Raw genomic sequence first — 24431 nt, forward strand, 5'->3', positions numbered from 1 at the left:
CGCGTCTAAGGATTGGACGAGCGCGTCTTGGAACTCGGCGAAAGCGGAGGACAACACGATTCGAATTTGCTAGCGGTTGTTGTTTTCTCGATGCGGCGATTAGAATTCTCCTCCATCTTGGTTCCCGTTTTAACTTTGCCGAACAATTCGCGTTCATCGGACTTCTGCCGTGGAATTCTCTGCACTTACCGAACTTATCTGTGGTCTCGTCGGCGGACTTGGGATCTTTCTCTTAGGCATGAAAAACATGTCCGAGGGGATGCAGGCGGTGGCCGGCAGCAGTCTGCGAAAAATGATCGCGATGGTCACCAACAATCGCATCTTTGCGACCACGGTCGGCGTAATCGTGACCTGCGTGGTCCAATCGAGTTCGATCACGACGGTGATGGTCGTCGGCTTCGTCAACAGTGGCGTGATGGAGCTCTCTCAGGCGATCGGGGTGATCATGGGAGCCAACATTGGCACGACGATTACCGGTTGGATCTTGGTGCTGAAGATCGGCAAGTATGGATTGCCGGTGCTCGGGGGAGCCGCGTTTATCTATCTGTTTTCGCGGGGTGAACGGGCACGCTATTGGGCGATGGCGATCATGGGCGTGGGGATGGTCTTCTTTGGCTTGGAGTTGATGAAGGACGCTTGTTCGATCATCAAGCAAATGCCTGATTTTGAAGCCTGGTTCAAAACGTTCGAGGCCGATTCGTACATCGGCGTCTTGAAGTGTGCCTTCGTTGGCTGCGTTTTAACGACCATGGTTCAATCCTCCTCGGCAACGCTCGGGATCACGATCTCGCTAGCCACGCAAGGGATCATCTCCTACGAAACGGCTGCCGCACTCGTGCTTGGTGAAAATATCGGCACCACGATTACCGCCTTCCTCGCATCGCTCGGAGCGACCACTAACGCGCGGCGGGCCGCTTATTTCCATGTGATCTTTAACCTCTTTGGCGTGTTTTGGATCACGGCGATCTTCCGCTTCTATATCGTGCTGATTAAGTGGTTGATGGTCGGCGATATCGATGCCGAGGTGATGGTCGCGGATGAAATAACCTATCCCAATCGCACCGCCGCGATTGCCGCGACACATACGATATTCAATATCGCCAACGTGCTGATGTTCTTTCCCTTTGTTTCGCTGTTCGTTCGCTTTTTGAATTGGGCGGTTCCCGGAAAGGATTTCAAAGAAAAGCCGCGTCTGACCGACCTCGACATTCGCTTGCTCGAAACGCCCCTATTGGCGATTGAGCAATCTCGTCACGAGGTGGAGCGGATGGCCGACGGTTGCTCCAAGATGCTCGATTGGTTGGTCGACTTGATTCAGCAAGAACACCCTGACAAACCCTTAGCCGATCGATTGCGCAAACGCGAACAAGTTCTCGATTCGATCCAAGACGAAATCGCGGTTTACGTCACCAATCTGCTCGCCAGCAACCTGCCCCATTCCGTCGCTGACGAAGCTCGCCGGCAATTGCGGATGGCCGACGAGTACGAATCGATCAGCGATTACCTCGTCAACTTGGACAAGTTTGATCGCAAGTTACGACGTGATGGATTGCGTTTCACCCATCAACAACAACTCGACTTGGTTTCACTCAATCGCAACACCGCCGAATATCTACGCGAAGTCAACGAGGCCTTTCATCTCGGTAATGACAACGTGCTAACCCAGACCGATGCGGCGAACAAACGCGTACGAAGCCAAATCAAGACGCTGCGTAAAGCTCACCTGGAAGAGCTCTCTGATGGGGAGATCGCGCCGCTTGTCAGCGTGGCCTACTTGGCGGCATTGAACGCGTTTGCCCGCGTTCGCGACCATACCCAAAACATCGCCGAATCCATCCCTGCGGAAAAGTAGTCGCACGGCAAGCGAAGTTCGCCAATTCACCCCGCTCTCCTTGTGCGATTCCGATGCGCACGGGAACGGCGAGTGATAACGCGTCTGGCTCTAATGTGAAGGCGAGCCCAACGGGGCTTACCTTAGAGCCATTTGTAATGGCGATATGGGATTCAAGCCGTAGCTGCGTTCGCCAGAACGGGGTCCATCGGCTGGCGAAAGTCGCTACAGCAAAACGAAATAGGCTCTAGTCGCAGCGCCGCACGGGGTTCGCTTGGCAGCGACGATGGGTCGACGCGATCGAAGCGAATGGGTCGACACGGCACCGCGTTCGTTGTGGTGTGGTACATTCTTGTACCCACCGCGCCCGCCCCCTCTCTTTCCAAGAGGCCCCCCATGACTCGACCTTTGCTTTTGTTACTGGCGTTGTTGACGACCTGGACATCGACCAACGCGTTGGCCGTGGACAACGCAGCGAAGACGCCCAAATATAGCACCGACGAGAATATTCTTTACCGCACGTCGGATGACGCCTCGATCAACAAGTCATGTCGATTGGACGTTTATTATCCCGAACACATTAGTGAATTCCCAACGATCGTTTGGTTTCATGGTGGAGGTTTGACTGCGGGTAAACGGGGAGTGCCAAAGCAATTGCGACAGCAAGGCGTCGCCGTCGTCGCGGTCAGCTATCGACTCAGCCCCTCGGTCAAAGCGTCCGATTGCCTTGACGATGCCGCCGCCGCGGTCGCATGGACATTGAAGCACATCGAACAGTATGGTGGATCGGCTGAGAAAATCTTTGTCAGTGGAGCCTCCGCCGGTGGTTACATAACCAGCATGATCGGACTCGACAAAAAATGGCTGGCGGGACATCACGTTGACGCCGACACGATTGCCGGATTGATCCCGTTGAGCGGTCATACGATCACCCATTTCACCGTCCGCAAGGAACGAGGCATCGATGAAAAGCAACCGATCGTTGATGACATGGCGCCGCTGTTTCATGTACGCGGCGATTGCCCGCCGTTGTTGTTGATCACCGGAGATCGCGAGCTTGAATTGCTCGGTCGCTATGAAGAGAACGCCTACCTGTGGCGGATGATGAAGATCGCCGGTCACACCCAAACCACGCTTTATGAGCTCGATGGGTCCAACCATAGCCAGATGGTCGAGCCCGCGATGCCCTTGTTGTTACGGTTCGTCAAGCAGCATGCCCAAAAACTGCCTGCGAAAAAGTAAACGCGGCTCACGTCGCCGCTGGCGCCCCAACGATTGAGGTCGCTGGAACCTAGCCGGCAACGAGTTGACGCATCTGAAGAAGCGGAAACGGTTTTCCCGAGCCGTCACATTCCGATCGCCCTACGACGACGAATCCGCACGATTCATAGAACCGCTTGGCCATCGGGTTTTGTTCGTTCACATCGACACTCAGCAGCCCTTTGCGCTGTTGAGCGTGCTGGACCAACAATCGCCCCCCTCCGCGACGCCGCTGTTCTGGGGCTAGAAAAAGGGCTTCCAATTGGTTACCCGCCAGCCCCATGAAACCGATCGCCGCGTCGTCCTCCGCTACGAGCACCCATAATTCAAGTTCCACTAAGGCTTGGTCGCGCACCAAGGGCAGAAAGAATTGGATGTCGTCCTCCGACAGAAAGGTGTGAGTCGCACGCACCGATCGCAGCCAAATGTCGAGTAAAACATCATGATCGTCGGACACAGCTTGGCGAATTTGCATGGGACCGTTACGGTTTGCGAGGCACCGAGTCGTTTGAAGTTGGAGAATGGGGGGCTGGTTTCACCGGAGATCTGAGAGCCTCCGGTGCTGGCGGAGTCCCAGCCTGCGGTTCGTGTTTCGTGCCCTCTATGCCCGTTCTCTCAGCGCCCGAACCCTCTGTGCCCGACGGTTCAACCGGCGAAACTTCAGGTTTCACGGATTCTTCAGCTTCGGGCTCCGATTGCGGAAGGATCATCATGCCAACATATTCGACCGTACCCGATGCGTTGAGCTCGCGGACAAACAACACGATTTGTTCGTAACGAACCGAGGCCCCCAAAACAAGCCGTTTGGTTCCCAATCGTTCACGCATGACCTCGTCGAGCGTCAACTCTGGCTTGCCGCCCAGTTGCAGGTCGTAGAATTGTTCCACATCGCCCACCTTGATCGAGCCCCGCAATGGGAACTCTAAAGCGGTGGGCAACGTTACGGGTTCCTGTTCACGATGGGCGAAGATGCGGTCGACCATCGCACGTACGCTGGGACGCAGAACCACAATCACGTGATCACCGACTTCGATTTGCGAGCGGCCTTGCGGCGGGATGATTTGCTCGTCCCGGACGATCAACGCGACCACGACGCCGTCGGGCAATGCCAATTGACTTAACATCCGACCGGCAACCCGGCATTCATCGTCGACGAAATAATCGACGATGTCCCCGTCGACGTTTCGCAACGAACTGATCTCGAGCGTTACCGGAGGCGGTAATCGGGTCGGTACTTCGAGTTTCAAGTAACGCGTCACCGCGGGCAAGGTCCATCCTTGCACCACGGCCGAAACCAAGACCACAAAGAACACCGTGTCGAACATCAAGGACGCTCCGGGTAATCCGGCCAGCATCGGGAAGGTGGCCAACGTAATGGGAACGGCTCCCTTTAATCCGACCCACGATAAAAAGGTCAGTTCACGAAAGGCGAACTTGAACGGTGCGACACATAGAAAAACGGCAAGCGGTCGCGCGACTAAGATCAAAACCGCAGAAATGAGCAGGGCGGGTCCCGCGACCTCCAACAAGCGACTGGGAAAACTCAGAATCCCCAGCGCGATAAACATCAAAATTTGACAGATCCAGGCAATCGCATCATGAAACAACAAGATGCCTCGATGGAAGACCGGACGCCGGTTTCCAATCACGATTCCGGTCAAATAGACCGCCAAAAATCCGCTGCCTCCGAAGGCCGCGGCAAACCCGAATGAGAATAATCCCAGGGCGGTCGCCAACACCGGGTACAGCCCCGCGGCGTCGAGTCGGATGTGTTTCAAAAGCCAAGCTCCGCCCCATCCCACCAGCACGCCCACCACCGTGCCCAGAATCATCTGGGACAGAAACAGCGTCAGCAATCCCGTTCCCAACGGAACCGCACCGGTCAAAACTTGGATCAACCCCACCGTTAGAAAAATCGCCATCGGATCGTTCGATCCGCTTTCCACTTCCAACGTGTCGGCCAACCTGCGGCGAATATTCACCCCACCGGAGCGGAGCACCGAAAAGACGACCGACGCATCGGTTGAGCCCACGATACTGCCCAGCAGCAGACCTTCGAGTAGCGGAATTTGCAGGAACCAGGAGGCTGCGAGGCCGGTGATCAAGGCGGTCACAAACACGCCCGCCGTCGCAAGCACCCCCGCAGGTTTCCAAGCCGAACGGATTGACCGATAGGGAGTGCGCAGCCCGCCATCGAAGAGAATCAAGCTCAGACAGATCGTGCCGATGCCGTGCGCCAACGAGTAATTCTCGAACTCGATCCCCCCCAGGCCTTCGGAACCTGCCAACATTCCGACCGTAAGAAACAAAACCAGCACGGGAACCCCCATCCGTGCCGAGAATTTATTAGATGCAATTCCCAGCAACAACAGAACGCTGGTGATCAAGATCAATGTTTCAATACTTAGCATGCGCAGGCCAGGTTAGGGGGACAGAGCGATCGCACAAGCTGGCGAAACGTAACGCCCGCGATACGGCTTGGCCTATTGGCGGCGGCCCATTTCCTAGGGCTCGCTTGACTTGGCACGCTCACTCAGGGAACAGTTTAGTGCACACAGCCTTTTGGTGAATGGCCCCACATCACGTCAAATGCGTCGTTTTTGCGAGGGAAGACGCCCTAAGGCGATGCACACGCACGCGGCGGTTGCGACGCATCAAAATCGAGTGAAATTCTCGTTGAATCGGCACCTGCTTGGCTCTCTTAAACACGATGCAAACTCCGCCCGGATCGAGCTCGGAGAATCTATACTGGGTGGTCTGCGACCGATGAACCCACTAGGTTCCCGCAGTCAGTCTTCACATGGCGGCAGCAATCGGCGGATCTCATTGCCGTAACCGAACACGAAGCCCAATCGCGCAACGAAACCCATTGAGGTCGGATTGGCAAAAAACGCCTCCCCCCGCGCAACCATGGACGGAGCGGAAAGGACGTTGAAGTGAACCTTATCGCAACGTGATGGCGACATGACTTCCCACGGCTGTCACCTAACGTTGACGTCCGAGGACGGCTCGTGTCATCCCGGGGCGACATCGAGGTGCCTCGTTTCGTTGCAGTCGCTTCGTTGGATCGCCCCACGGTCCCTACGCCGGGTCTCGGACACAATCAGTGGCAAAATCTTTATCGCCCGATTGTCTGCCTTAAACAATCGCTTTCTCGCCTGCATTGGCGGAGTTGCTCCCGTAGATGGTGCCCCTACGCGTGGAGCGACGGTTACCAAACCGCTGCGGCACGACAATTGCTAAAGAGGTGCGGAGAATTGTGTCGTCCAGCGTCACGGGCCGATCCTAGCCTCCGATGCACCGTTGACACATCCCAATGCAGTGTCAAATCAATGCCGTTTTAACGAAAGTAATTCAAAATGATTCTGATGACGGAACAGGGAAATAGCAAGTCCAGCTCACCACGTGTCAGTATGGTGGTCGAGACCGTACATGGACTGCGACAGGAAGTCTTTTTTGAACCGCTCTCGCTAAATCAACCGGAATCCACGGAGACAAAGCAGCTGACTTCGGGCATCGATCAAACCACGGAATGCCAACCGTCAAACCAAGCTTGCGCTCCGCAGGCGTAAGTCAGCGATCAACGGCGGCAAAGTCAATTTGCCCCCGTCGCAATGATTTGGCCGCAATGAACCGGCCACGGCAAAAAGGGAACGCCGAGTCGAGCGATTCGGCCTTCACCGCCTCTCCCCCTCTGCGACCAATCCCGCCCCCAGGCTTGACCAGCCCTCGGCCACTCTCTTGGCTTGGCAAGCTGAAATATTCAGCCACCTGAATTCCGTTCATCCATGCGAATCGGCGGCGACTTGAGCCATTCCATTCAGTGTTACCACGAATCGCGATTTTTTCTCCGTGACTCACTGCGGTGATCAAGGGACGCGTCGCGTCCTCCATTGAACGCTTGCGGATTAACCTTGCTTGATCCCGAGCATGCGGTCGAGCGAATCTGCGGTTTGGTAGATCAACGCTTCGGGGAAGTGCGAGTAGGGATGGAAGTATTCGAACGTGAGGTAGCCGTCATACCCGATCTGATCGAACGCTGACAAAACGGCTGGCCAATTGGTGGTTCCATCCAACAGCGGTCGGAATGCTTCGAGCGAGTGGTCGCTTCCCTTCTTGGTGAACTCTTTTAAATGCACGTTCTTGATGCGGTCGCCGAGAATTGGAATCCAGTGCTCCGGGAACTGGTACTCCATGATATTTCCCGTGTCGAAGTGGACTTTCACATGCTCGCTGGAAAAGTGGTCCACGAAGTCGACCATTTCCATCGGCGACATCAGGAACCCATTGAAGAAGATATTCTCCATGTTCAGTGAAACCTTCAACTTCTCGGCTTGCGGCAACAACTTGCCGATGGCTTCGCGTGCGCGGCGTTCACAAACGTCATTGGGAGTGGGATCATGATCAGGGCGCCAAGGCATATGAACGGCGCCGGGGACCACCAACAAATTCTCGCAGCCCAAGTCGTGTGCCGCTTGCGTCATCTTGCTGGCCAATTCCATCCCCCGGGCTCGCTCCGCAGGGTCATTGCTGGTCAACGGATAAGGCCAAAACAGGAACGAGCACAGGCCGCTAATCGCGATTCCAATCTCGTCCGCCATCTGGCGAATCTGTTTGAACTCCTTGCTGCCCGATTTGGGTGACAAGTCACTCTCAAGATCGTAGTTCAGTTCAATTCCGTCAAACCCCGCTGCTTTGGCAAGCTGCAAACATTGCCGTAACGTCATCTTGTCAGGATAAGGAAACGCCCACAAATTGATCGACTTTTTCATCGTGTAGGTAGGCCGCGGCCGGTCTGGGGAGCCCCCTTCGGATGTCGCTGCAACGGTTTGACCTGAAGCTGCAAGGGCCGCGCTGCCGAACGCGGCATAGGTCAACAAATCACGACGCTTGAGTGACGATGGAGGGAGCATTCAATTGGCCTCGCAGCTTAGAGAGAGTGCGGTCGGGCGTACGCACCCCCGGACGACATCCGCTTGTGTGGATCCTACCACAACGAGGAGCGGAAAATCACTTTCGCGACCTGGGAAACGTCGATTACAGCAGCGTCCGCGTGGTGCACGCCTGCCTGGGTTTTGAAGTTATTTATCACAACCCGACGCGTCATCGAGAGAACACCACTCATGACTCGGCCCCTCGCTTACGCTTCGGGTTATGATTTCCGGGGCAAACTGCAATCGTGCAACTTCGAAACTGCGGCGTTTCAAAACGCCGCTTCTAGAGAGCAGCGACGCTAATTTCGCTTGGCGAGATCAAGAAAAAGGATGCTCGAAGGATTGCCAACCGCAGCGTAGTGGTCAGTGAATTGCAGTCCCCCGGTCTCACGATTGACCGCGAAGACGGTAATGTGATCGGCGCGTTGGTTGCAACAATAGAGGAATCGACCGGTCGGGTCGAAGTTGAAGCTGCGCGGATAATTCCCGCGTGTCCATTCTTCGCCGAGGTACGTCAACTCGCCGTTGGAGCCGACCGAAAAGATCCCGATGCTGTCGTGCAAACGGTTACCCGCGTAGACGAATTTCCCATCGGCGGAAACCAAGATTTCGGAGCAGAAGTTACTCCCCTTGAACCCCGGCGGCAGCGTCGAGATCGTTTGGCGTGCCGTCAATCGTCCCGTTTCGGCATCGTAGTCAAACAACACGAGGGTCGATCCTTCTTCCTGGATCGAATAGAACCAACGGCCATTGGGGTGAAAATGGAAATGCCGCGGCCCGTCGCCTGGAGGAAGCGAGACCGAGGGGGGATCGTTCGCGGTGAGCGTTCCGGTCGTCTCGTCAAACTTCCAAACGAAGATCTTGTCCAAGCCCAAATCCACATGCATGACGAAGCGTCCAGAGGGATCGGCCAGGATCATGTGGGCATGCGTCCGATCGTGGCCGCTGATCGCAAAGCTGCCCTCGGGAGCGTGCGTTGCCTTGGTGGGACCAATTTCCCCCTCATCCACTTTGACGTCACTGGCCTTGCCCAACCGGCCATCGGCTAGAATCGGCAGCACCGCCACGGAACCGCCAAAATAGTTAGCCACCAACAAAAAACGGCGTGAAGGATGGATGCTGACATAGGTTGGTCCGGCGCCGCCCGAGGAAACGGTATTCAATAACTCGAGTTTTCCATTGGCGCGATTGATGGCGAACGCGCTGACGGTGCCCTGCTTGTCTTCGCCTACGCGATCGGTCTCGTTGGCCGAATACAGCCGAGTGCCAGCGTCATTGATCGCCAAATCGCTGGGGCTGGTTCCCATCTCGTGAATGCCGGCGGGCGTCATCGCGCCGCTGTGGCGATCGACCTCGAATAGGTGAATCCCGCGACCGTTGCCTGGCGGTAAATCGACTTGCGTTGGTAACACGTCACGCAGCGGCGAAGTGAAGGTGCCGACATAGGCCATCAACGGCCCATCGCCTTCGGCAGCCAGTGCCTGAGGCAATCCAGCGATCAACGGAGTAGCCCCCGCTAAGACGGCGGAGGTTTTTAGAAACGAACGGCGGGAACGGTCCTGTGGAGTCATAGCTAATTTATCGATGGAGTAAAATTCATGAGGATTCAGAAGGGGGGGGCGTCGGTGAACCAATGCGAGTGGGAGCTACAAAGACGCGAAGGCGTCGATGCCAATGTTTCTCGCCGTTTAAATATCCAGCATCCCGACGTCCAGCACACTATAGTCGAATTCGCCCGCTTCGACGGGGCACTCACCGTGCGAGAGGGCCGGTTGGCCGACCGTTGGCTCAACCGGTTACTTTTGGTTTGCGTACGGACGACAACTCGGCTCACCCGCTCACTTCTCCACCGACACGATGCAGATTGCTATAATCCGGCGCCGCTCGATTGGGTAACGTTGACCAAGGAAACGCCGAACGAAGCGGTGCGTTTTGATTCGCTTGCCATCTCTCGCGTCTCCGCCGCCGTTCGAAGCTCGCTCGCCCCATTTCACTCACACACACTCTCTCACCGCCCAGGCCTAATCGATGTCGCCATTTGTTGCTGAGTTCATTGGAACGATGATGCTGATCCTGTTTGGCAACGGCGTGGTGGCCAATGTGGTGCTGGCGCGAACCAAAGGCAACGATTCGGGATGGATTGTGATCGCAGCGGGCTGGGGCATCGCAGTTTTCATTGGTGCATTTTGTGCGAATGACTTCAGCGGCGCCCACCTCAACCCGGCCGTCACCGTCGCCATGCTGGTGGCTGGCAAGCTGAGCACCGCCTCGGCGGTCCCCTATTTCACGGCTCAAATGCTTGGAGCAATCACCGGTGCCGTGCTCGTGTACCTGTATTATCGCGAACACTTCAAAGCGACCGATGATGGCGATCTGAAGCTGGCCTGTTTTTGCACTTCCCCCAACATCCGCAACTTGCCGCAAGCGTTCTTCTGTGAAGCGGTTGGCACCTTCGCCTTGATTCTGCCCATCTTTTTGATGATCACGCCGAGCTTGACCCAAGGTGATGCACCGCTCGATACCGATCCGGTATTGGGCCTCGGCACCCTCGGATTCTTACCGGTGGGGATGCTGGTCTTCGGGATCGGGTTGTCGCTAGGCGGGACAACGGGATACGCGATCAACCCGGCTCGCGACCTGGGGCCACGATTGGTCCACGCCCTGCTGCCGATCCCTGGCAAACGCTCGAGCGATTGGGGCTACGCCTGGGTGCCGGTTGTTGGACCGATAGTCGGCGGCGCCCTGGCTGCGTACGTCTACGAGATCATTGGGCAATGGTAGGCTGAATAAACCAGTGGTAGGCGGGATGAATCCCTTCGACATCCGCCGGCAAGGCAAACGTCGGCAGCGGACGAGGCAACGCGAATTACCGTCCCGCTGCGGAATCATTTCCTTACCCTCGCATTCTGAGTTACAATTTTTCGGTTCCCCATGCCGATCGTCATCACGCCACCCCCTCGCTGCAGGTATGATTGCGACTGCGCGGGATGCCTTCTGCGGATTCGCAGAAGCCGACCTTGCACGGCAATGATCTCACCGCGACTCTCACTTGATTGGATTTTCCCTTGAAGCGATTCCCCCCTTCCCCTTGGATTGCAAGCTCCTACGTGGTTGCCTTCTCCGCCTTGGTGCTCGGTCTGGCCCCGTTCGGCGCGATGCCAAACGCACCGTCGACCACGCAAGCTGCGGAGCCCACGTTGGCGGCCGATCCTGTGAAGCTAACGTCAACGGATTGGCCCGGATGGCGAGGCCCCAATAGTGACGGCGTCGCGTCCTCCGAGCAAGATCCGCCAATCAAATGGAGTGATACCACTAACGTTCGCTGGCGAGTGCCGGTTCCTGGTCGCGGCCATGGTTCACCCACCGTGTTGGGGCAACGGGTGTACCTTCCCACCGCCGATGCAGCGAATGAAACTCAGAAGGTGTTGTGCTGGGACCGCGAGACGGGAAAACCGATTTGGGAGTCAGTGGTGCATCGCGGCGGTTTCGAGAACAAAAGTGGTCGCAAAGCCAACGAGAAAGCAACCCTAGCCTCCTCGACCATCGCCACCGATGGAAAGCAGTTGTTTATCAATTTCATCAATGACAGCGCCATGTTCACTTCCGCGATCAGCTTGGAGGGCGAGGTTCTGTGGCAGACGCGAATCAGTGACTATTTGATCCACCAAGGTTACGGTTCGTCACCGACGATCTATCAAGGCTTGGTGATCGTGACGTCTGACAACAAAGGAGGCGGTGCGATCGCGGCATTGGATCGCAACAGTGGCAAAATTGTTTGGAAACGCGATCGTCCCGAGTTACCCAACTATGCCTCTCCGATCGTGTTGAAGATCGACGGACGCGACCAATTGATCGTCACCGGGTGTGAGTTGGTGACCAGTCTGAATCCATTGACCGGGGAAACGTTGTGGGAAATTGAGGGAGCGACCACGGAATGTGTGACCACCACCGTGACCGACGGCAAGCATGTTTACAGCAGTGGTGGATACCCACGCAGCCACATCGCCGCGATCGCCGCGGATGGCTCCGGAGAGATCGTTTGGGACCTGAACCTACGACTCTATGTCCCCTCGCTGCTGCATCGAGATGGCTACCTCTATTTCACGCTCGACGCAGGCGTTGCGATGTGCTTGGACAGCAACACCGGTGAAACGGTCTGGAAAGAGCGACTGGGGGGAACCTTCAGCAGTTCGCCGGTTCTCGTTCAAGATCGCATCTACGCAACCAACGAAGAAGGCGTCACGTTTGTGTTCCGAGCGACCCCGGATGGCTTTGAAAAATTGGCTGAGAACGAGCTCGGCGAAAGTGTCTTCGCGTCACCGGCGATCACCGGTGGCCAGATCTACCTTCGCGTGGGCCAATACGAGGGTGATACACGTCAAGAATTCCTGTACTGCATTGGAAAATGATTCGGATCTCCCGCGAGCCTAAGCTGCGTCAAGCCCCAGCTCCGCTGAGATAGCCAGCTCATTTTGAAACGACACCAGGAGCGATGGTGGAGACGATTGAACTCGCCGACGGAGGACGACTGCTTTACGAAGAAGTCTTTCTAGAGCCAGAGCTGGCGGATCGCTATTTTGTCGAACTGCGGGATCATTGCCTCTGGGAACAGAAACCGGCGTTGTTTGGTCACATGCAACCTCGCTTGACCGCGTCCTACGGCGACGCAGGAATCACGTATCGCTATTCCGGCACCGTGAATGTCGCGTTGCCGTGGACCGCGACGATGTTGGAGATCAAACACCGAATCGAAGCGGTTTGCGGCCAATACAACTACTGTCTGATGAACCGCTACCGATCGGGGTCGGACAGCATGGGATTGCACGCCGATGATGAACCGGAGATGGGCAACGTGATCGGATCACTCTCGTTAGGGGCGACCCGCACGTTTCGAATTCGCCATAATTTTAGCAAGGAAACGAGGAAGTTTCCCGCCGGGCACGGAACCTTGATCATCATGGCCGGAACGATGCAGCAATTCTGGAAACACGATATTCCAAAGACGACGCAAGCGGTGGGCGAGAGAATCAATCTGACGTTCCGTGAGATCAAGAAAACTGAGATCAAGTAGACTTAGCTTTCGCCGAGACTGGATTTCCCGTGGTGGCGTGTATCCAGTGGCGTATATCCAATTGGGTTTGCCTGACGCGGAGTCGCCGGATCGCCCCCCTTTGCCGTTTCACCAGCCCCGGAATCGTGCGGTAATAAAATTTTTACGGGGCTGAATTTTTAACGGGGCTGGCCTGCGCCCCGTGCCGTCAGGTCAAATAGAGCGCTCGCAACCCTTCCATTGCCGGAGCCATTCTTTTGACCGCTACCCAATCTGTTCAAGCCGTCTATCGCAGCGATTACCAACCCCCGACTTATTGGATCGACAACGTCGAACTTGAATTCGATCTCGATCCTCGCGAGACGCTCGTGACGGCGCGGATCGCGGTTCGTCGCAATGCGGACCAAGCTTCCCACACGCTCGAATTGGCCGGACAACATTTGCAGCTGCAATCCGTGTCGGTCGATGGCACACCGCTCAGCGCCAACGAATACTCCATCAGCAACGAATCTTTGACGCTAACGGAGCTCCCCGAAACGTGCGTGATCGAGACCCAAGTGCTCGTCTCGCCGGTCTCCAACAAAACGCTCTCGGGGCTCTACCAAACCTCGGGAAATTACTGCACCCAATGCGAAGCGGTCGGCTTTCGCCGGATCACCTATTTTCTTGATCGCCCCGATGTAATGGCGACGTATCGGGTGACCCTTCGTGCTGACAAGAAAACGTGTCCGGTGATGCTGTCCAACGGAAATCGCATTGCCCAACGAGATTTGGGCGACGATCGACACGAAGTCGTCTGGGAAGATCCCTTCCCCAAACCCAGTTACTTGTTTGCGTTGGTCGCAGGCAATTTGAAATGCCATCGCGGAACCTTCACCACCGCCAGCGGTCGCGAAGTGGCGCTGGAAATCTGGGTCGAACCGCAAAACATCGACAAGTGTGAACACGCCTTGGTATCGCTACAGAAATCGATGAAGTGGGACGAGGACGTCTTTGGGCTCGAATACGACCTGGACATCTATATGATCGTAGCGGTCAACGATTTCAACATGGGAGCGATGGAAAACAAAGGCCTCAACGTCTTCAATTCCAAGTACGTGCTCGCCTTGCCCGAGACGGCGACCGACGAAGACTACATGTTGATCGAAGCGGTCATCGCCCACGAATACTTTCACAATTGGACCGGCAACCGCGTCACCTGTCGCGATTGGTTTCAATTGACGTTGAAAGAAGGGTTAACGGTCTTCCGTGACCAACAATTCACCGCCGATCAAACCTCCGCGGCGGTCAAGCGAATCGATGATGTGTCGGGATTGCGGGCGGGCCAGTTCGTGGAAGACAGCGGACCGATGGCACACCCGATCCGGCCCGAATCTTATATCTCGATGGACAACTTCTACACCGCAACGGTCTATCGCAAAGGGGCCGAGATCGTGCGAATGTATCACACGATGTTGGGCCCCGAAGGATTCCGACGCGGACTGGATCTGTATTTCCAACGGCATGACAACAGCGCCGTCACCTGCGACGACTTTCGGGCTGCGATGGCGGATGCCAACGACATGAATTTCGATCGGTTTGATCGCTGGTATTCGCAAGCGGGAACGCCGGAGTTGTTCGTCAGCGAACACTGGGACGCCGACAAGAGTGAATTCTCGCTCACGTTGCAACAAGCCTATCCGTCGCTTTCCGGCGGCAATCCCGGCACCACCCACCGAAAACCGGTGCCGTTGCCCGTCCGTGTTGGCTTGCTCGACGCCAACAGCGGCGATGAGTTGAACGAGCATTCACGTGTGCTGCAATTGGAAACCGAGTCCGAGACGTTCACATTTAGCGGTCTGAACGCAAAGCCGATCGCGTCAGTGTTACGAGGTTTTTCGGCGCCGGTTCGGCTGCGAATGGATCGTAGCGATGCTGAACTTGCCTTTCTGATGGCACACGATACCGATGCCCTGAATCGTTGGGATGCCGGCCAAACGCTGGCCGCAAAATTGTTGCTACAGTCAGCCAAAGACGTGTCTGATGGCGTCGAACTGAAATTATCCGAACATTTCCGCAGCGCGTTTGCTCGCGTGCTGCAGGATGATGCTGTGGACGAAGCCTTCAAAGCGCTTGCCTTGACCCTGCCGCGTGAGAGCGTGTTGGGGCAAGAGATGGATGTGATCGATCCCGATGCACTACACACCGCACGTGAATTCTTTCGCAGCCGTCTTGGCGAAGTTTTCTACACCGAATTCATGGCGATGTATCACGCGTTGGCTGCCGATGGGGCGTATCAAAACGATCAAACTTCGATCAATCGTCGCCGCTTGAAAAACGTCGTGTTGGGATACCTTGCAACCCAGCACTCCGACGAGGTCATCGCGTTGATCCGCAACCAATTCGAGCGGGCGGATAACATGACGGACAAACAAGCTGCATTGTCATTGTTGGCCGATTTGGACACGCCCGATCGAGAGCAAGCGCTTGCTGCGTTTTATGATCAATATCACCACGATCCCTTGGTCATCGACAAATGGTTTGCCGTTCAAGCAGGTTCGCAACGTGCCGATGGGATTGAGCAAGTCCGACAATTGACGGAGCACCAAGATTTTTGCATGGAGAATCCCAATCGCGTGCGATCGTTATTGGGAGCGTTTACGCAAAACCAAGTCCGTTTTCATCAAGCCGACGGGGCGGGGTATCAATTGCTCGCGGATTATGTGCTGCAAATCGAAGCTGCCAATCCTCAGCTTGCCGCGAGATTGGTGGCGGCGTTTAATAGTTACCGGCGATTTGATGCTTCGCGGCAAGCGATCATCCGAGGCGAACTGAAACGGATTGCTGACCATCCTGGCTTGTGCAAAGACGTTCACGAGATCGTACAACGAGCCCTGTCTTTCTAAAATTCTATCCAGAAGTGCATTCCCCTCCGCTCGGATGCTTGAGCCGACGATCCCACGGGATCGTCAGTGGCATCAATGGAGAATGACGTTTTAGATCGAGTGACTTGCTGGATCCAATGGAGAATACGATGACGGAATTCATCTGCGTGACCTGTGGGACGCAATTCGCCGCGACCGACCAGCCTCCCGATTCATGCACGATCTGTGAGGACGAGCGACAATACGTCGGCCTCGCTGGGCAGCGCTGGACCACGCTGAGCGGATTGCAACAATCGCACCGCAACACCGTCAAGTTGGCAGAGCCCGGCTTAGTTGGCATCGGCATCGAGCCTGCGTTCGCGATCGGCCAACGCGCCTTGTTGGTCACCCATCCCAGCGGAAACGTGCTCTGGGATTGTATCCCGTTGATCGACGATGGCTTGGTGCAAATGATTCACGGGATCGGCGGCATCTCCGCGATCGCGATTAGCCATCCACACTACTACAGCAGCATGGTGCAGTGGAGCCGAGCGTTCCAGTGTCCGATCTATCTGCACGCGGCGGATCGCCAATGGGTGATGCGCCCCGACCCGGCCATCGAGTTCTGGGAGGGCGAGACAAAAACGATTGGGGAGGGTTTGACGCTGGTGCGCTGTGGCGGTCACTTCGCTGGCGGCACCGTACTTCACTGGGCGAACGGGGCCGATGGCAACGGAGTGATGCTCAGTGGTGATATTTTGCAAGTCGTCCCCGATCGCCGTTGGGTCAGCTTCATGCATTCGTATCCGAACCTGATCCCATTGTCGGCAGCAAAGGTCCGGCGCATCGCCGAATCAGTCGCCCCTTACGATTTTGCCCGTATCTACGGTGCATGGTGGGACAAGGTGGTTCCGTCGGACGCGAAGGCGGCGGTCGATCGATCCGCTCGGCGTTACATTGACGCGTTTCAAGATTGATCGTGCGTCACCGGGACTCACCGATCGCTTGCCTGGGGATCCGTGCACTTGAGAGGCATCACGTCATCGCGGGAATCGAGATGACATTTGGCCAGTCGAATTCGATCGCAAAAACAGCGCTGCGAGGCCTGCTAAATAGGTGTTTCTGCGACGCCCGCCACGGTATCATTGCAGCCATTCTTCGCTGCTGTTGTGTTTACAGCGATCCCCCGCAAATATATTCACGGCCCTTTCAATGACTCCGATCGACTATTTTGTACTCGCTGGCTATTTCGCCGTCATGATCGCGATCGGTATCTGGGCGATGCGTCGGGTCAGCGACCAAGAAGACTACTTCATGGGCGGCCGTGGTTTTGGCAAAGTGATGCAAACCTTTGCGGCCTTTGGTGCGGGCACTGGTGCCCACGAACCGGTCCAAGTTGGCAGCACGGCTTGGACCAGCGGATTGAGTGGAGCTTGGTCCGCATTGATGTGGTTATTCGTCACTCCGATCTATTGGATCACCGCAGTCTGGTATCGCCGCATGCGTCATTTGACGCTGGGGGATTGGTTCGTCGAACGGTATGAATCACGCAACATGGGAGCGGCCTACACATTATTCGCGATCGTCTTCTATATGGTTTATCTGTCGACGATGTTTTCCGCCCTGGCGGCGTTTGCGGTGCCTTTGATGGGCGTAGAAACCGGACTCTTTGGATACGATTTAAAGTACACGCTGATTCCTGCGATTGCGATGGTCGTGATTTTGTATGGCGTTCTGGGTGGCTTGACTGCGGCGTACTGGACTGACTTGGTTCAGGGGCTGTTCATTATTTTGCTCTCGGTCCTGCTGATTCCGTATGGTCTGTGGGCGTTGGCGAAACAATACGGCGGCGAGAACGAACAAGGATTGATGGACGGGTTTCGCATCATGCACGAACGCGTTTCCATCGACTATTTCAACTTATTCTCCGGTCCCAGCAGTGGTGAGTTTCCGATTCACTACATCATTTCACTATCGTTGTTGGCGATGGTCGGCATCGTGGTGCAACCCCACTTCATTGCTACCGGAGGCGGTTCAGCAAAAACCGAAGACGAAGCTCGGATTGGATTGGTCGTCGGTAACTTTTTGAAGCGACTTTGCACTGCCGGTTGGGCGTTAACCGCGTTGATCGCGTTAGCACTGTTGGCGGGCAATCCCGAGATTGCCACGAACCCCGATCGCGTCTGGGGCGTCGCGGCTCGAGAGATCCTGGGACCGTTGAATCTAGGACTCGTTGGGCTCATGCTGGCTTGCTTGTTAGCGGCGATGATGAGCTCGGCCGACACCTACATGATCGTCACCTCGGGATTGGTCGTCCGCAACGTCTACGCTGCTTATGTGGATTCCGAGGCCAGCGAAAAGAAATACGTATTAGTCGGACGGATGACCGGTTTGGTGATCATCATTGGCGCCGCCGTATTCGCATTGATGTATGCCGATGTATTTGGTCAGTTCAAAATGGCGATGGAATTGCCGATTTTGTTTGCCGCACCGTTTTGGCTTGGCATGTATTGGCGGCGCGTCAATCGGACGGCGGTATGGGGTACGATCGCGTTCTCGTTGCTGCTCTTCTTCATCTTGCCCGTTGCGATTCCGATGATCAATCCCGGCCTCCGCACGAATCCCTCGCTGGCCACGACCACCCACGTGGTGACGAAAACATTCGAGCGCACGGCGACCGAGTCCGACGTGGCTCGCCACGAAGCATGGACCGCCGCCAATGCGGCGTTGGCAGCGAACGGCGGATCCGCAAAGGCGACAATCGGACCGCCACCCCCGGCCGCAACGCTCGGTCAACCGATTGCGATTACGATCAAAAGCGGCGGAGCCTCAATCTTCTGGAGAGGTGATGTGCAAGCGGTGGGTACGCCGCAATTAGAGTTGGTCGATGAACGCCAAGAAGGCGACATGTTGGTCCGTGTGGAGCGAAAAACCGGGCCGCAAATCGGTCAAGGTTCGTTCAACTTGGACTTCCTGCTTTACTCCGCCGTTGGCATCGATTTGTCGGGAGCCTCTCGGGCGACGTTAGAAACGTTGCGGTTGCCGACACGCTTGTTAACCCCGTTCCTCGTTCTGATCCTACTCAGCTTGCTGACACCGCGAGGCAGCACCGAGGTCTTGAATCGATACTTTGCCAAAATGAACACCCCGGTCGTAGCCGACCCCGAGGCTGATCAAGCATTGCTCGAGCAGGCTTACGCTTCTCCGGCGACCACCGCAACGCGTAAATTGTTCCCAGCGTCGGATTGGGAATTTGTCAAACCGACGAGCAAGGACGTGGCCGGTTTTGTCGCCTCGTGTATCTTCTGTGTTCTGTTCGTCGGAATGCTAATGTGGGTCGCAACGATCGGCAGCGTGTCTGGGAATTGATGCAATGGCCGTTTGAATTGGTTTGGGCACTCGCGGTGCATGGATTTTCCAGCACCGCGTCTGGGCATTGTTGAGTTCGTGACCGGTCTCCGCCCAAGCAGTCGGATTTCACCAAGCAAATCACAACCCGACGCGTCAGCGAGGGACCGAGTCAAGATTGAGATCCCCTCGCTGACGCTTCGGGTTGTCAATAAAGCACAACTTCAAAACGCACGCGAAGGGCTATTCACCTCAACGGCGAAGGTGGCTCACTTGGGCTCCGATTGACGGATCAATCGGTGTGGCTGCGGTATCGTTCCCTCAGCGATCCGGCCGCGTTCGCGTTGTCCCGATCCACGACGTCCTTTGTCCCCCAATTCGCTTCTCCCGCGTTCGGCCAACTGCATCAATCGATCGACGACCTCAGGATGCTCCGCAGCAACGTTATGCTCGCTGGCGATATCGTCAACGACATTAAAGAGCAATGCCGATCGGGGTTGATTCGGTTTAAAGTGCGGATGCCCCGCCGCTTCAACCGGCAGGAACAACTTCCAAGGTCCGCTACGGACCGCTTGCAATTGGTCTTGGTGGTAATAGTACAGCACTTCATAGGGCGACTTTGCGTCGTCGTGCCCGAACAACAGGGGGGCGATATTGTGGCCGTCGATCTTAGGACGGCTGGGAACCTCGCCACCGGCAAGTTGGGTGAACGTGGGCAACAGATCCATCGTGGTAGCGAGCTCGTCACAGACCGTTCCGGCAGGCACTTTGCCGGGTTGCCACACGATCGTGGGCACGCGAAAGGCGCCTTCGCTGGTCGTATAGCCACGGCCATGGAGCGGTCGATTGGAACCGCGACGAAGATCATTGGGGTCGCGATTGATTGGCGCGCCGTTGTCCGAGGTCCAAATCACAAACGTGTTTTCGGCGATCCCCAATTCCTGCAACTGATCGAGCATCACTCCCATCGACCAATCCAGTTCTTCGATGGAATCTCCCCACGGGCCGTTGGCGCTTTTGCCTTTGAATTCAGTGCTCGAAAACGGCGTCGAGGTGCTGCCGGGCATCGCTTGGGGAAAATACAGAAAAAAGGGCTCGTCTTTATGCGATGCAATCCATTGCATTGCCTGTTCGGTGTAACGCTTGGTCAAGCCATCACGATCACACGGAGCTTCGATCACCGTTTCGTTTTCCATCAACGGCAGCGGTGGCCACTTCGATCCATCCTGCCAAACTCGCTCCGTCATATCGTCGGAGTAGGGGACGCCAAAGAACCAATCAAAGCCATGCCGCGTGGGTAAAAATTCAGGCTGATCCCCCAAATGCCACTTACCGACAATCGCCGTCGCATAGCCCTGGGCTTTTAACGATTCTGCGATCGTCGTTTCATCAGGATTTAAACCGTAGGGCGAGACCGGACGCAGCACTTGGCCGTCTCGAGGGTTCGTGTGCAAGCCGATCCGTTGCGAGTAACACCCTGTGATAATGCTCGCTCGCGAGGGAGTGCACACGCCAGCGGTGACACAGAAATGAGTGAACTTACGGCCTTCCTTTGCCATTCGATTGAGATTCGGGGTGCGATGCAGCGTCGACCCAAACGGCTCGATGTCGCCGTACCCCAAGTTGTCACAGTAGATGATGATAAAGTTGGGCTTGCTTCCTTCATCCGCATGGCTGTGAGACAAATCAACCATCATCGTCGCGATGAAGAGGGCCAAAATGGCAAGATGGCAGTTAAGTGGGAGTAAGGCGTGCATGAGCCGGTGTCACCTGCGCTGGGTGGTGGGGTGGGCGAGGAAAATGATTGTAAATCAGTTTAACCCAAGTGACCGTGCCGTTGGTGTCGTTGATCGACGCAGGCTTGAGTCACGGTCCGAGATCCCGTGCTACGGGCTCCCTTCCTGCGGGCTATGTTTCGATGGGCTCCCTTCCTACGGGCTCACTTCCTATAGACGTCCTTCCCGTTACCACCGTGCGTGCTCCAGGCTCACCCCTTGCAGGGGGCAAAATGTTCAACGATTTTGCGTGCCGCGCGTAAACCATCGACTGCGGCGGTGACAATTCCACCGGCATACCCCGCCCCTTCCCCAACCGGATAAACACCAGGCATCGCCGGAATTTGAAACGACTCACGATCACGATCGATTCGGACCGGAGAACTGCCCCGCATCTCAGGCCCGACCAAAACCGCGTCGGGAAGGTACTTGCCTTTCCATTTTTCATTCATCAACGGCAACCCGGCGTGGATCGCTTTGGCAATCACCGGAGGCAGAACTTCGTTCAAGTTCCGCGGAACGGCACCTCGTTGATACGAGGACGGAACGACATCCTTGCTCGAAGGCGTGCGATTGGCCAGAAAATCATGGGCGCGTTGCACCGGAGCCTGATAGTCGGCACCGGCGAGTTGAAAGGCGATGGCTTCGTATTTTCGCTGGACCTCGACGCCCGCCAGCGGATGGTCGCTGCCGAATTGATCCGGATCCAACGTGACCACCAAACCGCTGTTTGCAAAGGGTGTGTCATGCCGCGAATTGCTCATCCCGTTAGAGCAATACATGTTCGGCTCCGAAACACTCGGGATCACGATTCCCCCAGCACACATACAAAACGTGAACAGATCGCGTTCTCCTTTGGCAACCAACGTATAGTCGGCCGCGCCGAGTTGCTCGAGGTACTCAGGGCGGCCGTACTTATGCTCGTTAATCAGTGCTTGCGGTTGCTCGATACGAAGCCCAAGTTGGAACGCTTTCGCTTGCAGCGGACACCCCGCCTCGAGCAACATGTGGTAGGTGTCGCGCGCGCTATGCCCCATCGCCAGCAACACATGCGAGGTCGGGATCGAACCGGTGGAGGTCGACAATCCCGTCAGTCGTCCCTCGCTGAATGTCAGCCCATCAAAACGACAACCGAAGCGGTACTCGCCACCCAACGCTTCAATCTTTCGCCGAAAGTTGCGACAGATCATCGGCAGTTTGTTGCTGCCAAGATGGGGACGATGTTCATACATCAAGGACGGACGACCGCCGCAATCGACGAAACTCTGCAACACCCAATCAACGTCGGGCCCAGTGATACGGCAAGTCAGTTTTCCGTCACTGAAGCACCCCGCGCCTCCTTCGCCAAATAGATAGTTGTTCTCCTGATCGAGTTCGCCGCCCCGATCAAACTTGCGAATCGCAGGCACACGCTCTTTGACCGCCAGCCCGCGTTCCAAAATAATCGGCCGGTACCCTTTCAATGCCAAGTAGTATCCGGCCAATAATCCGGCGGGACCGGAACCGACGATCACCGGTCGCTGTGGCAACTCCTCCTTGCCTGGATCAGGATCAAAGAACGGCTTCGGCTGGTACGGTTCTACACGAACATCAAGCGAACGTCTCGTCTTCACGTCATCCGGGACGTCCACCACCAACGAATAGACGAATTGCAGACTTTCGCGTTGGCGAGCATCGAGACTCTTCCGCAAAATCCGGAGCGAGCGAAATTGATCCTCGTTGATCCCCACCGCGGCTGCGGCTCGTGAGGCTAGATCGGTCTCAGGCGATTCGACGCGTGTGCGAAGATTGGTGATTCGCAGCATCATTGGCGTTGGCTTTCGAGTGGGGGGGAGGAGACTTGCTCGATGATGATCCGTCAAAGTAAATCTGGCATCGATATGGACGAGATGGAGGGCACTCCCCGCGCTCGCTGCTAGGAGTGATATTTGACTCAAACCGAACGGATTTGAATACCGCAGAAGCCAAAAAGGGGGCACGCGGCCATCCTGGGCGAGACCGCTGCGAAGGATTGGCCGGTGGGAAGCGGCCAATCATCCCACATCAATTTTTAATAGGCTCTCGCCTGGACGGTGGAAAAGTTGGGGTTTCGGTTTTTTGGGTTTTCGCAATTTTCATCCCGACGGGATGACAGACCGTAGCCGGTGGTTTGAGCGCAGCGAACACCACCGCAAAGCCAACGGTTCGGATGCCGGGGATGTCGCTACGCTTATCCCCGGCTATTCTCTTAGCCCCCCTTCGGGATGAAGCCAAAGCCGTCAGCACGAAGATCGCGGACCAAAAATGCCTTCACGAAATGCGCTGTCCATACCAAGGTTTTAGCAGCCCAGCTCTAGCTCAGCGGCGCCGCTTGTTGGCGGCGAATCTCGTACAGCAGAATTCCCGCCGCGACCGCCGCATTCAACGACGTCACTTTGCCCTGCATCGGAATGCAGACGCGTTGGTCGCAAAGCGCCAATAGCTCAGGTTGAATCCCGGTCGCTTCGCTGCCAATCACCAGCGCGGTCGCGCCACGGAGCTGTGAATCCCAGACACTTGTTTTCGTATTGGAATCGGCAGCAATCAATTGCATTCCTTGATCTTTCACGAACTGGGCGGTGCCGAGCAAGTCGTCCACCTGGACGATCGGAATATGGTTCACAGCACCCGAAGAGGAACGGGCGACATGCGGGGTCACCTCCGCTTGGCTTCGATTGCCGACAATCACCGCCACCACGTTGGCACCATCACAACAGCGCAGAATGGCTCCGAAATTAAAGGTGTCCTGCAAACGATCACAGATCACGACCAACGGGGGTGACGTGGCGACTTCGGCGGGCGGCGATGCGTCGCTGGCGTGACCGACCAAAGCTTGGCGAAGGACCGGCGTAAAGGATTCCAAGGTTTGATAGGGGAACCCGCCCAATCGCACTACCAATCCTTGGTGCTCACTCGAACGTGACAGTTGCTCAAGTCGAGCATTGTCGACGATTTCCAGCGGAATTCCTGCAGCTTGCTTGGCAAGCAACAAGTCCGAGAATTGATCAAACGCCTTTTGATTTGCGTAAATCTCATTGACCGGCCATGTCCCCGTGACCAGCGTTTCGGTGACGGCATGATGCCCCCACAACCAACCGCGTTGATGATTTCCGCTGTAGTTGCCCTTCGACTTCTTCGCTTTCCTGTTCTTCTTGCGTGTCGGTTCAACCATGGGGCAATGTTTTTCCGCAGCCTGCGGCGGTTCCGTGATCAGGGGGGGGCGTAGCTTTTGAAGTTGCGTGTTTTTCACAATACGAAGCGTGAGCGAGGGAATCTCGATCTTGACTCGGTCCCTCGCAGACGTTTCGGATTATGATTCTCCGGGAAAAACGATTATAGCGCCACTTCAAAAGACGTAGCAACGGTCCACAA

At 56.1% G+C, this 24431-nt stretch carries 17 protein-coding genes; 9 read left to right on the top strand and 8 right to left on the bottom strand.

Annotated elements, in window-relative coordinates; all coding sequences use genetic code 11:
- Positions 1–169 precede the first annotated feature (169 nt).
- Both Pla52o_RS22695 and Pla52o_RS22700 read left to right on the top strand, forming a co-directional pair.
- Entirely contained in the window at positions 170–1852 is a 1683-nt protein-coding gene (locus tag Pla52o_RS22695; protein WP_146596923.1) for a Na/Pi cotransporter family protein, read from the top strand.
- Between the two features lie 375 nt (positions 1853–2227).
- Positions 2228–3073: an alpha/beta hydrolase gene (locus tag Pla52o_RS22700; protein WP_146596924.1), complete on the top strand. Its 846-nt coding sequence runs from the start codon at positions 2228–2230 to the stop codon at positions 3071–3073.
- A gap of 49 nt (positions 3074–3122) precedes the next feature.
- On the opposite strand, the gene Pla52o_RS22705 is transcribed toward Pla52o_RS22700, so the two are convergent.
- The gene (locus Pla52o_RS22705) at positions 3123–3566 is read right to left on the bottom strand and encodes an acetyltransferase (RefSeq protein ID WP_146596925.1); all 444 of its coding nucleotides are present in this window, start codon (positions 3564–3566) and stop codon (positions 3123–3125) included.
- Positions 3567–3573: 7 nt separating this feature from the next.
- Positions 3574–5502: a potassium/proton antiporter gene (locus tag Pla52o_RS22710; protein ID WP_231612569.1), complete on the bottom strand. Its 1929-nt coding sequence runs from the start codon at positions 5500–5502 to the stop codon at positions 3574–3576.
- Positions 5503–6450: 948 nt separating this feature from the next.
- On the opposite strand from Pla52o_RS22710, the gene Pla52o_RS22715 reads away from it, so the two are divergent.
- On the top strand, positions 6451–6663 hold the full coding sequence (locus Pla52o_RS22715; RefSeq protein ID WP_146596926.1) for a hypothetical protein: 213 nt from the start codon (positions 6451–6453) through the stop codon (positions 6661–6663).
- A 1-nt stretch (position 6664) separates the two neighbouring features.
- Here the strand turns inward: Pla52o_RS22715 and Pla52o_RS22720 are convergent, their stop codons facing one another.
- The 3 genes from Pla52o_RS22720 to Pla52o_RS22730 all read right to left on the bottom strand — a co-directional run bounded on the left by Pla52o_RS22720 (position 6665) and on the right by Pla52o_RS22730 (position 9596).
- Positions 6665–6985, bottom strand: a complete 321-nt coding sequence (locus Pla52o_RS22720; RefSeq protein ID WP_146596927.1) for a hypothetical protein — start codon at positions 6983–6985, stop codon at positions 6665–6667.
- A 14-nt stretch (positions 6986–6999) separates the two neighbouring features.
- Positions 7000–8004 (bottom strand): sugar phosphate isomerase/epimerase family protein, encoded by a 1005-nt coding sequence (locus Pla52o_RS22725; RefSeq protein ID WP_146596928.1) that lies wholly within the window; start codon positions 8002–8004, stop codon positions 7000–7002.
- A gap of 320 nt (positions 8005–8324) precedes the next feature.
- Complete coding sequence (locus Pla52o_RS22730) at positions 8325–9596, bottom strand: lactonase family protein (protein ID WP_146596929.1); 1272 nt, start codon at positions 9594–9596, stop codon at positions 8325–8327.
- 457 nt (positions 9597–10053) lie between these two features.
- Between Pla52o_RS22730 and Pla52o_RS22735 the strand changes: the two genes are divergently transcribed.
- The 6 genes from Pla52o_RS22735 to Pla52o_RS22760 all read left to right on the top strand — a co-directional run bounded on the left by Pla52o_RS22735 (position 10054) and on the right by Pla52o_RS22760 (position 19287).
- Positions 10054–10806, top strand: coding sequence for an MIP/aquaporin family protein (locus Pla52o_RS22735; RefSeq protein WP_146596930.1), 753 nt, complete (start codon positions 10054–10056; stop codon positions 10804–10806).
- Positions 10807–11090: 284 nt separating this feature from the next.
- On the top strand, positions 11091–12434 hold the full coding sequence (locus Pla52o_RS22740) for an outer membrane protein assembly factor BamB family protein (RefSeq protein ID WP_231612570.1): 1344 nt from the start codon (positions 11091–11093) through the stop codon (positions 12432–12434).
- Positions 12435–12517: 83 nt separating this feature from the next.
- Positions 12518–13096: an alpha-ketoglutarate-dependent dioxygenase AlkB family protein gene (locus Pla52o_RS22745; protein WP_146596931.1), complete on the top strand. Its 579-nt coding sequence runs from the start codon at positions 12518–12520 to the stop codon at positions 13094–13096.
- Between the two features lie 236 nt (positions 13097–13332).
- A complete protein-coding gene (pepN, locus tag Pla52o_RS22750; protein ID WP_146596932.1) occupies positions 13333–15960 on the top strand; it encodes an aminopeptidase N in 2628 nt (875 codons plus the stop codon).
- Positions 15961–16088: 128 nt separating this feature from the next.
- Positions 16089–16895 (top strand): MBL fold metallo-hydrolase, encoded by an 807-nt coding sequence (locus Pla52o_RS22755; RefSeq protein WP_146596933.1) that lies wholly within the window; start codon positions 16089–16091, stop codon positions 16893–16895.
- Between the two features lie 235 nt (positions 16896–17130).
- Positions 17131–19287, top strand: a complete 2157-nt coding sequence (locus tag Pla52o_RS22760; protein WP_146596934.1) for a sodium:solute symporter family protein — start codon at positions 17131–17133, stop codon at positions 19285–19287.
- A gap of 248 nt (positions 19288–19535) precedes the next feature.
- On the opposite strand, the gene Pla52o_RS22765 is transcribed toward Pla52o_RS22760, so the two are convergent.
- From Pla52o_RS22765 to rlmB, 3 genes are all read right to left on the bottom strand, one after another.
- On the bottom strand, positions 19536–20960 hold the full coding sequence (locus Pla52o_RS22765) for a sulfatase family protein (RefSeq protein WP_231612571.1): 1425 nt from the start codon (positions 20958–20960) through the stop codon (positions 19536–19538).
- A 293-nt stretch (positions 20961–21253) separates the two neighbouring features.
- Positions 21254–22849, bottom strand: a complete 1596-nt coding sequence (locus tag Pla52o_RS22770) for an NAD(P)/FAD-dependent oxidoreductase (RefSeq protein WP_146596935.1) — start codon at positions 22847–22849, stop codon at positions 21254–21256.
- 524 nt (positions 22850–23373) lie between these two features.
- Positions 23374–24231, bottom strand: coding sequence for a 23S rRNA (guanosine(2251)-2'-O)-methyltransferase RlmB (gene rlmB / locus Pla52o_RS22775; protein WP_146596936.1), 858 nt, complete (start codon positions 24229–24231; stop codon positions 23374–23376).
- Positions 24232–24431 lie beyond the last annotated feature (200 nt).

It is taken from the genome of Novipirellula galeiformis (assembly GCF_007860095.1).
In the GTDB taxonomy this organism is placed as follows: Bacteria; Planctomycetota; Planctomycetia; order Pirellulales; family Pirellulaceae; genus Novipirellula; species Novipirellula galeiformis.

What these genes read in the sequence shown, in the direction of transcription:
- Pla52o_RS22700 (WP_146596924.1), top strand. Translation starts at nt 2,228, where the DNA reads ATGACTCGACCTTTGCTTTTGTTACTGGCGTTGTTGACGACCTGGACA.
- Pla52o_RS22705 (WP_146596925.1), bottom strand. Translation starts at nt 3,566, where the DNA reads ATGCAAATTCGCCAAGCTGTGTCCGACGATCATGATGTTTTACTCGAC.
- Pla52o_RS22710 (WP_231612569.1), bottom strand. Translation starts at nt 5,502, where the DNA reads ATGCTAAGTATTGAAACATTGATCTTGATCACCAGCGTTCTGTTGTTG.
- Pla52o_RS22715 (WP_146596926.1), top strand. Translation starts at nt 6,451, where the DNA reads ATGATTCTGATGACGGAACAGGGAAATAGCAAGTCCAGCTCACCACGT.
- Pla52o_RS22720 (WP_146596927.1), bottom strand. Translation starts at nt 6,985, where the DNA reads ATGGAGGACGCGACGCGTCCCTTGATCACCGCAGTGAGTCACGGAGAA.
- Pla52o_RS22725 (WP_146596928.1), bottom strand. Translation starts at nt 8,004, where the DNA reads ATGCTCCCTCCATCGTCACTCAAGCGTCGTGATTTGTTGACCTATGCC.
- Pla52o_RS22730 (WP_146596929.1), bottom strand. Translation starts at nt 9,596, where the DNA reads ATGACTCCACAGGACCGTTCCCGCCGTTCGTTTCTAAAAACCTCCGCC.
- Pla52o_RS22735 (WP_146596930.1), top strand. Translation starts at nt 10,054, where the DNA reads ATGTCGCCATTTGTTGCTGAGTTCATTGGAACGATGATGCTGATCCTG.
- Pla52o_RS22745 (WP_146596931.1), top strand. Translation starts at nt 12,518, where the DNA reads ATGGTGGAGACGATTGAACTCGCCGACGGAGGACGACTGCTTTACGAA.
- Pla52o_RS22755 (WP_146596933.1), top strand. Translation starts at nt 16,089, where the DNA reads ATGACGGAATTCATCTGCGTGACCTGTGGGACGCAATTCGCCGCGACC.
- Pla52o_RS22760 (WP_146596934.1), top strand. Translation starts at nt 17,131, where the DNA reads ATGACTCCGATCGACTATTTTGTACTCGCTGGCTATTTCGCCGTCATG.
- Pla52o_RS22765 (WP_231612571.1), bottom strand. Translation starts at nt 20,960, where the DNA reads ATGGTTGATTTGTCTCACAGCCATGCGGATGAAGGAAGCAAGCCCAAC.
- Pla52o_RS22770 (WP_146596935.1), bottom strand. Translation starts at nt 22,849, where the DNA reads ATGATGCTGCGAATCACCAATCTTCGCACACGCGTCGAATCGCCTGAG.
- rlmB (WP_146596936.1), bottom strand. Translation starts at nt 24,231, where the DNA reads ATGGTTGAACCGACACGCAAGAAGAACAGGAAAGCGAAGAAGTCGAAG.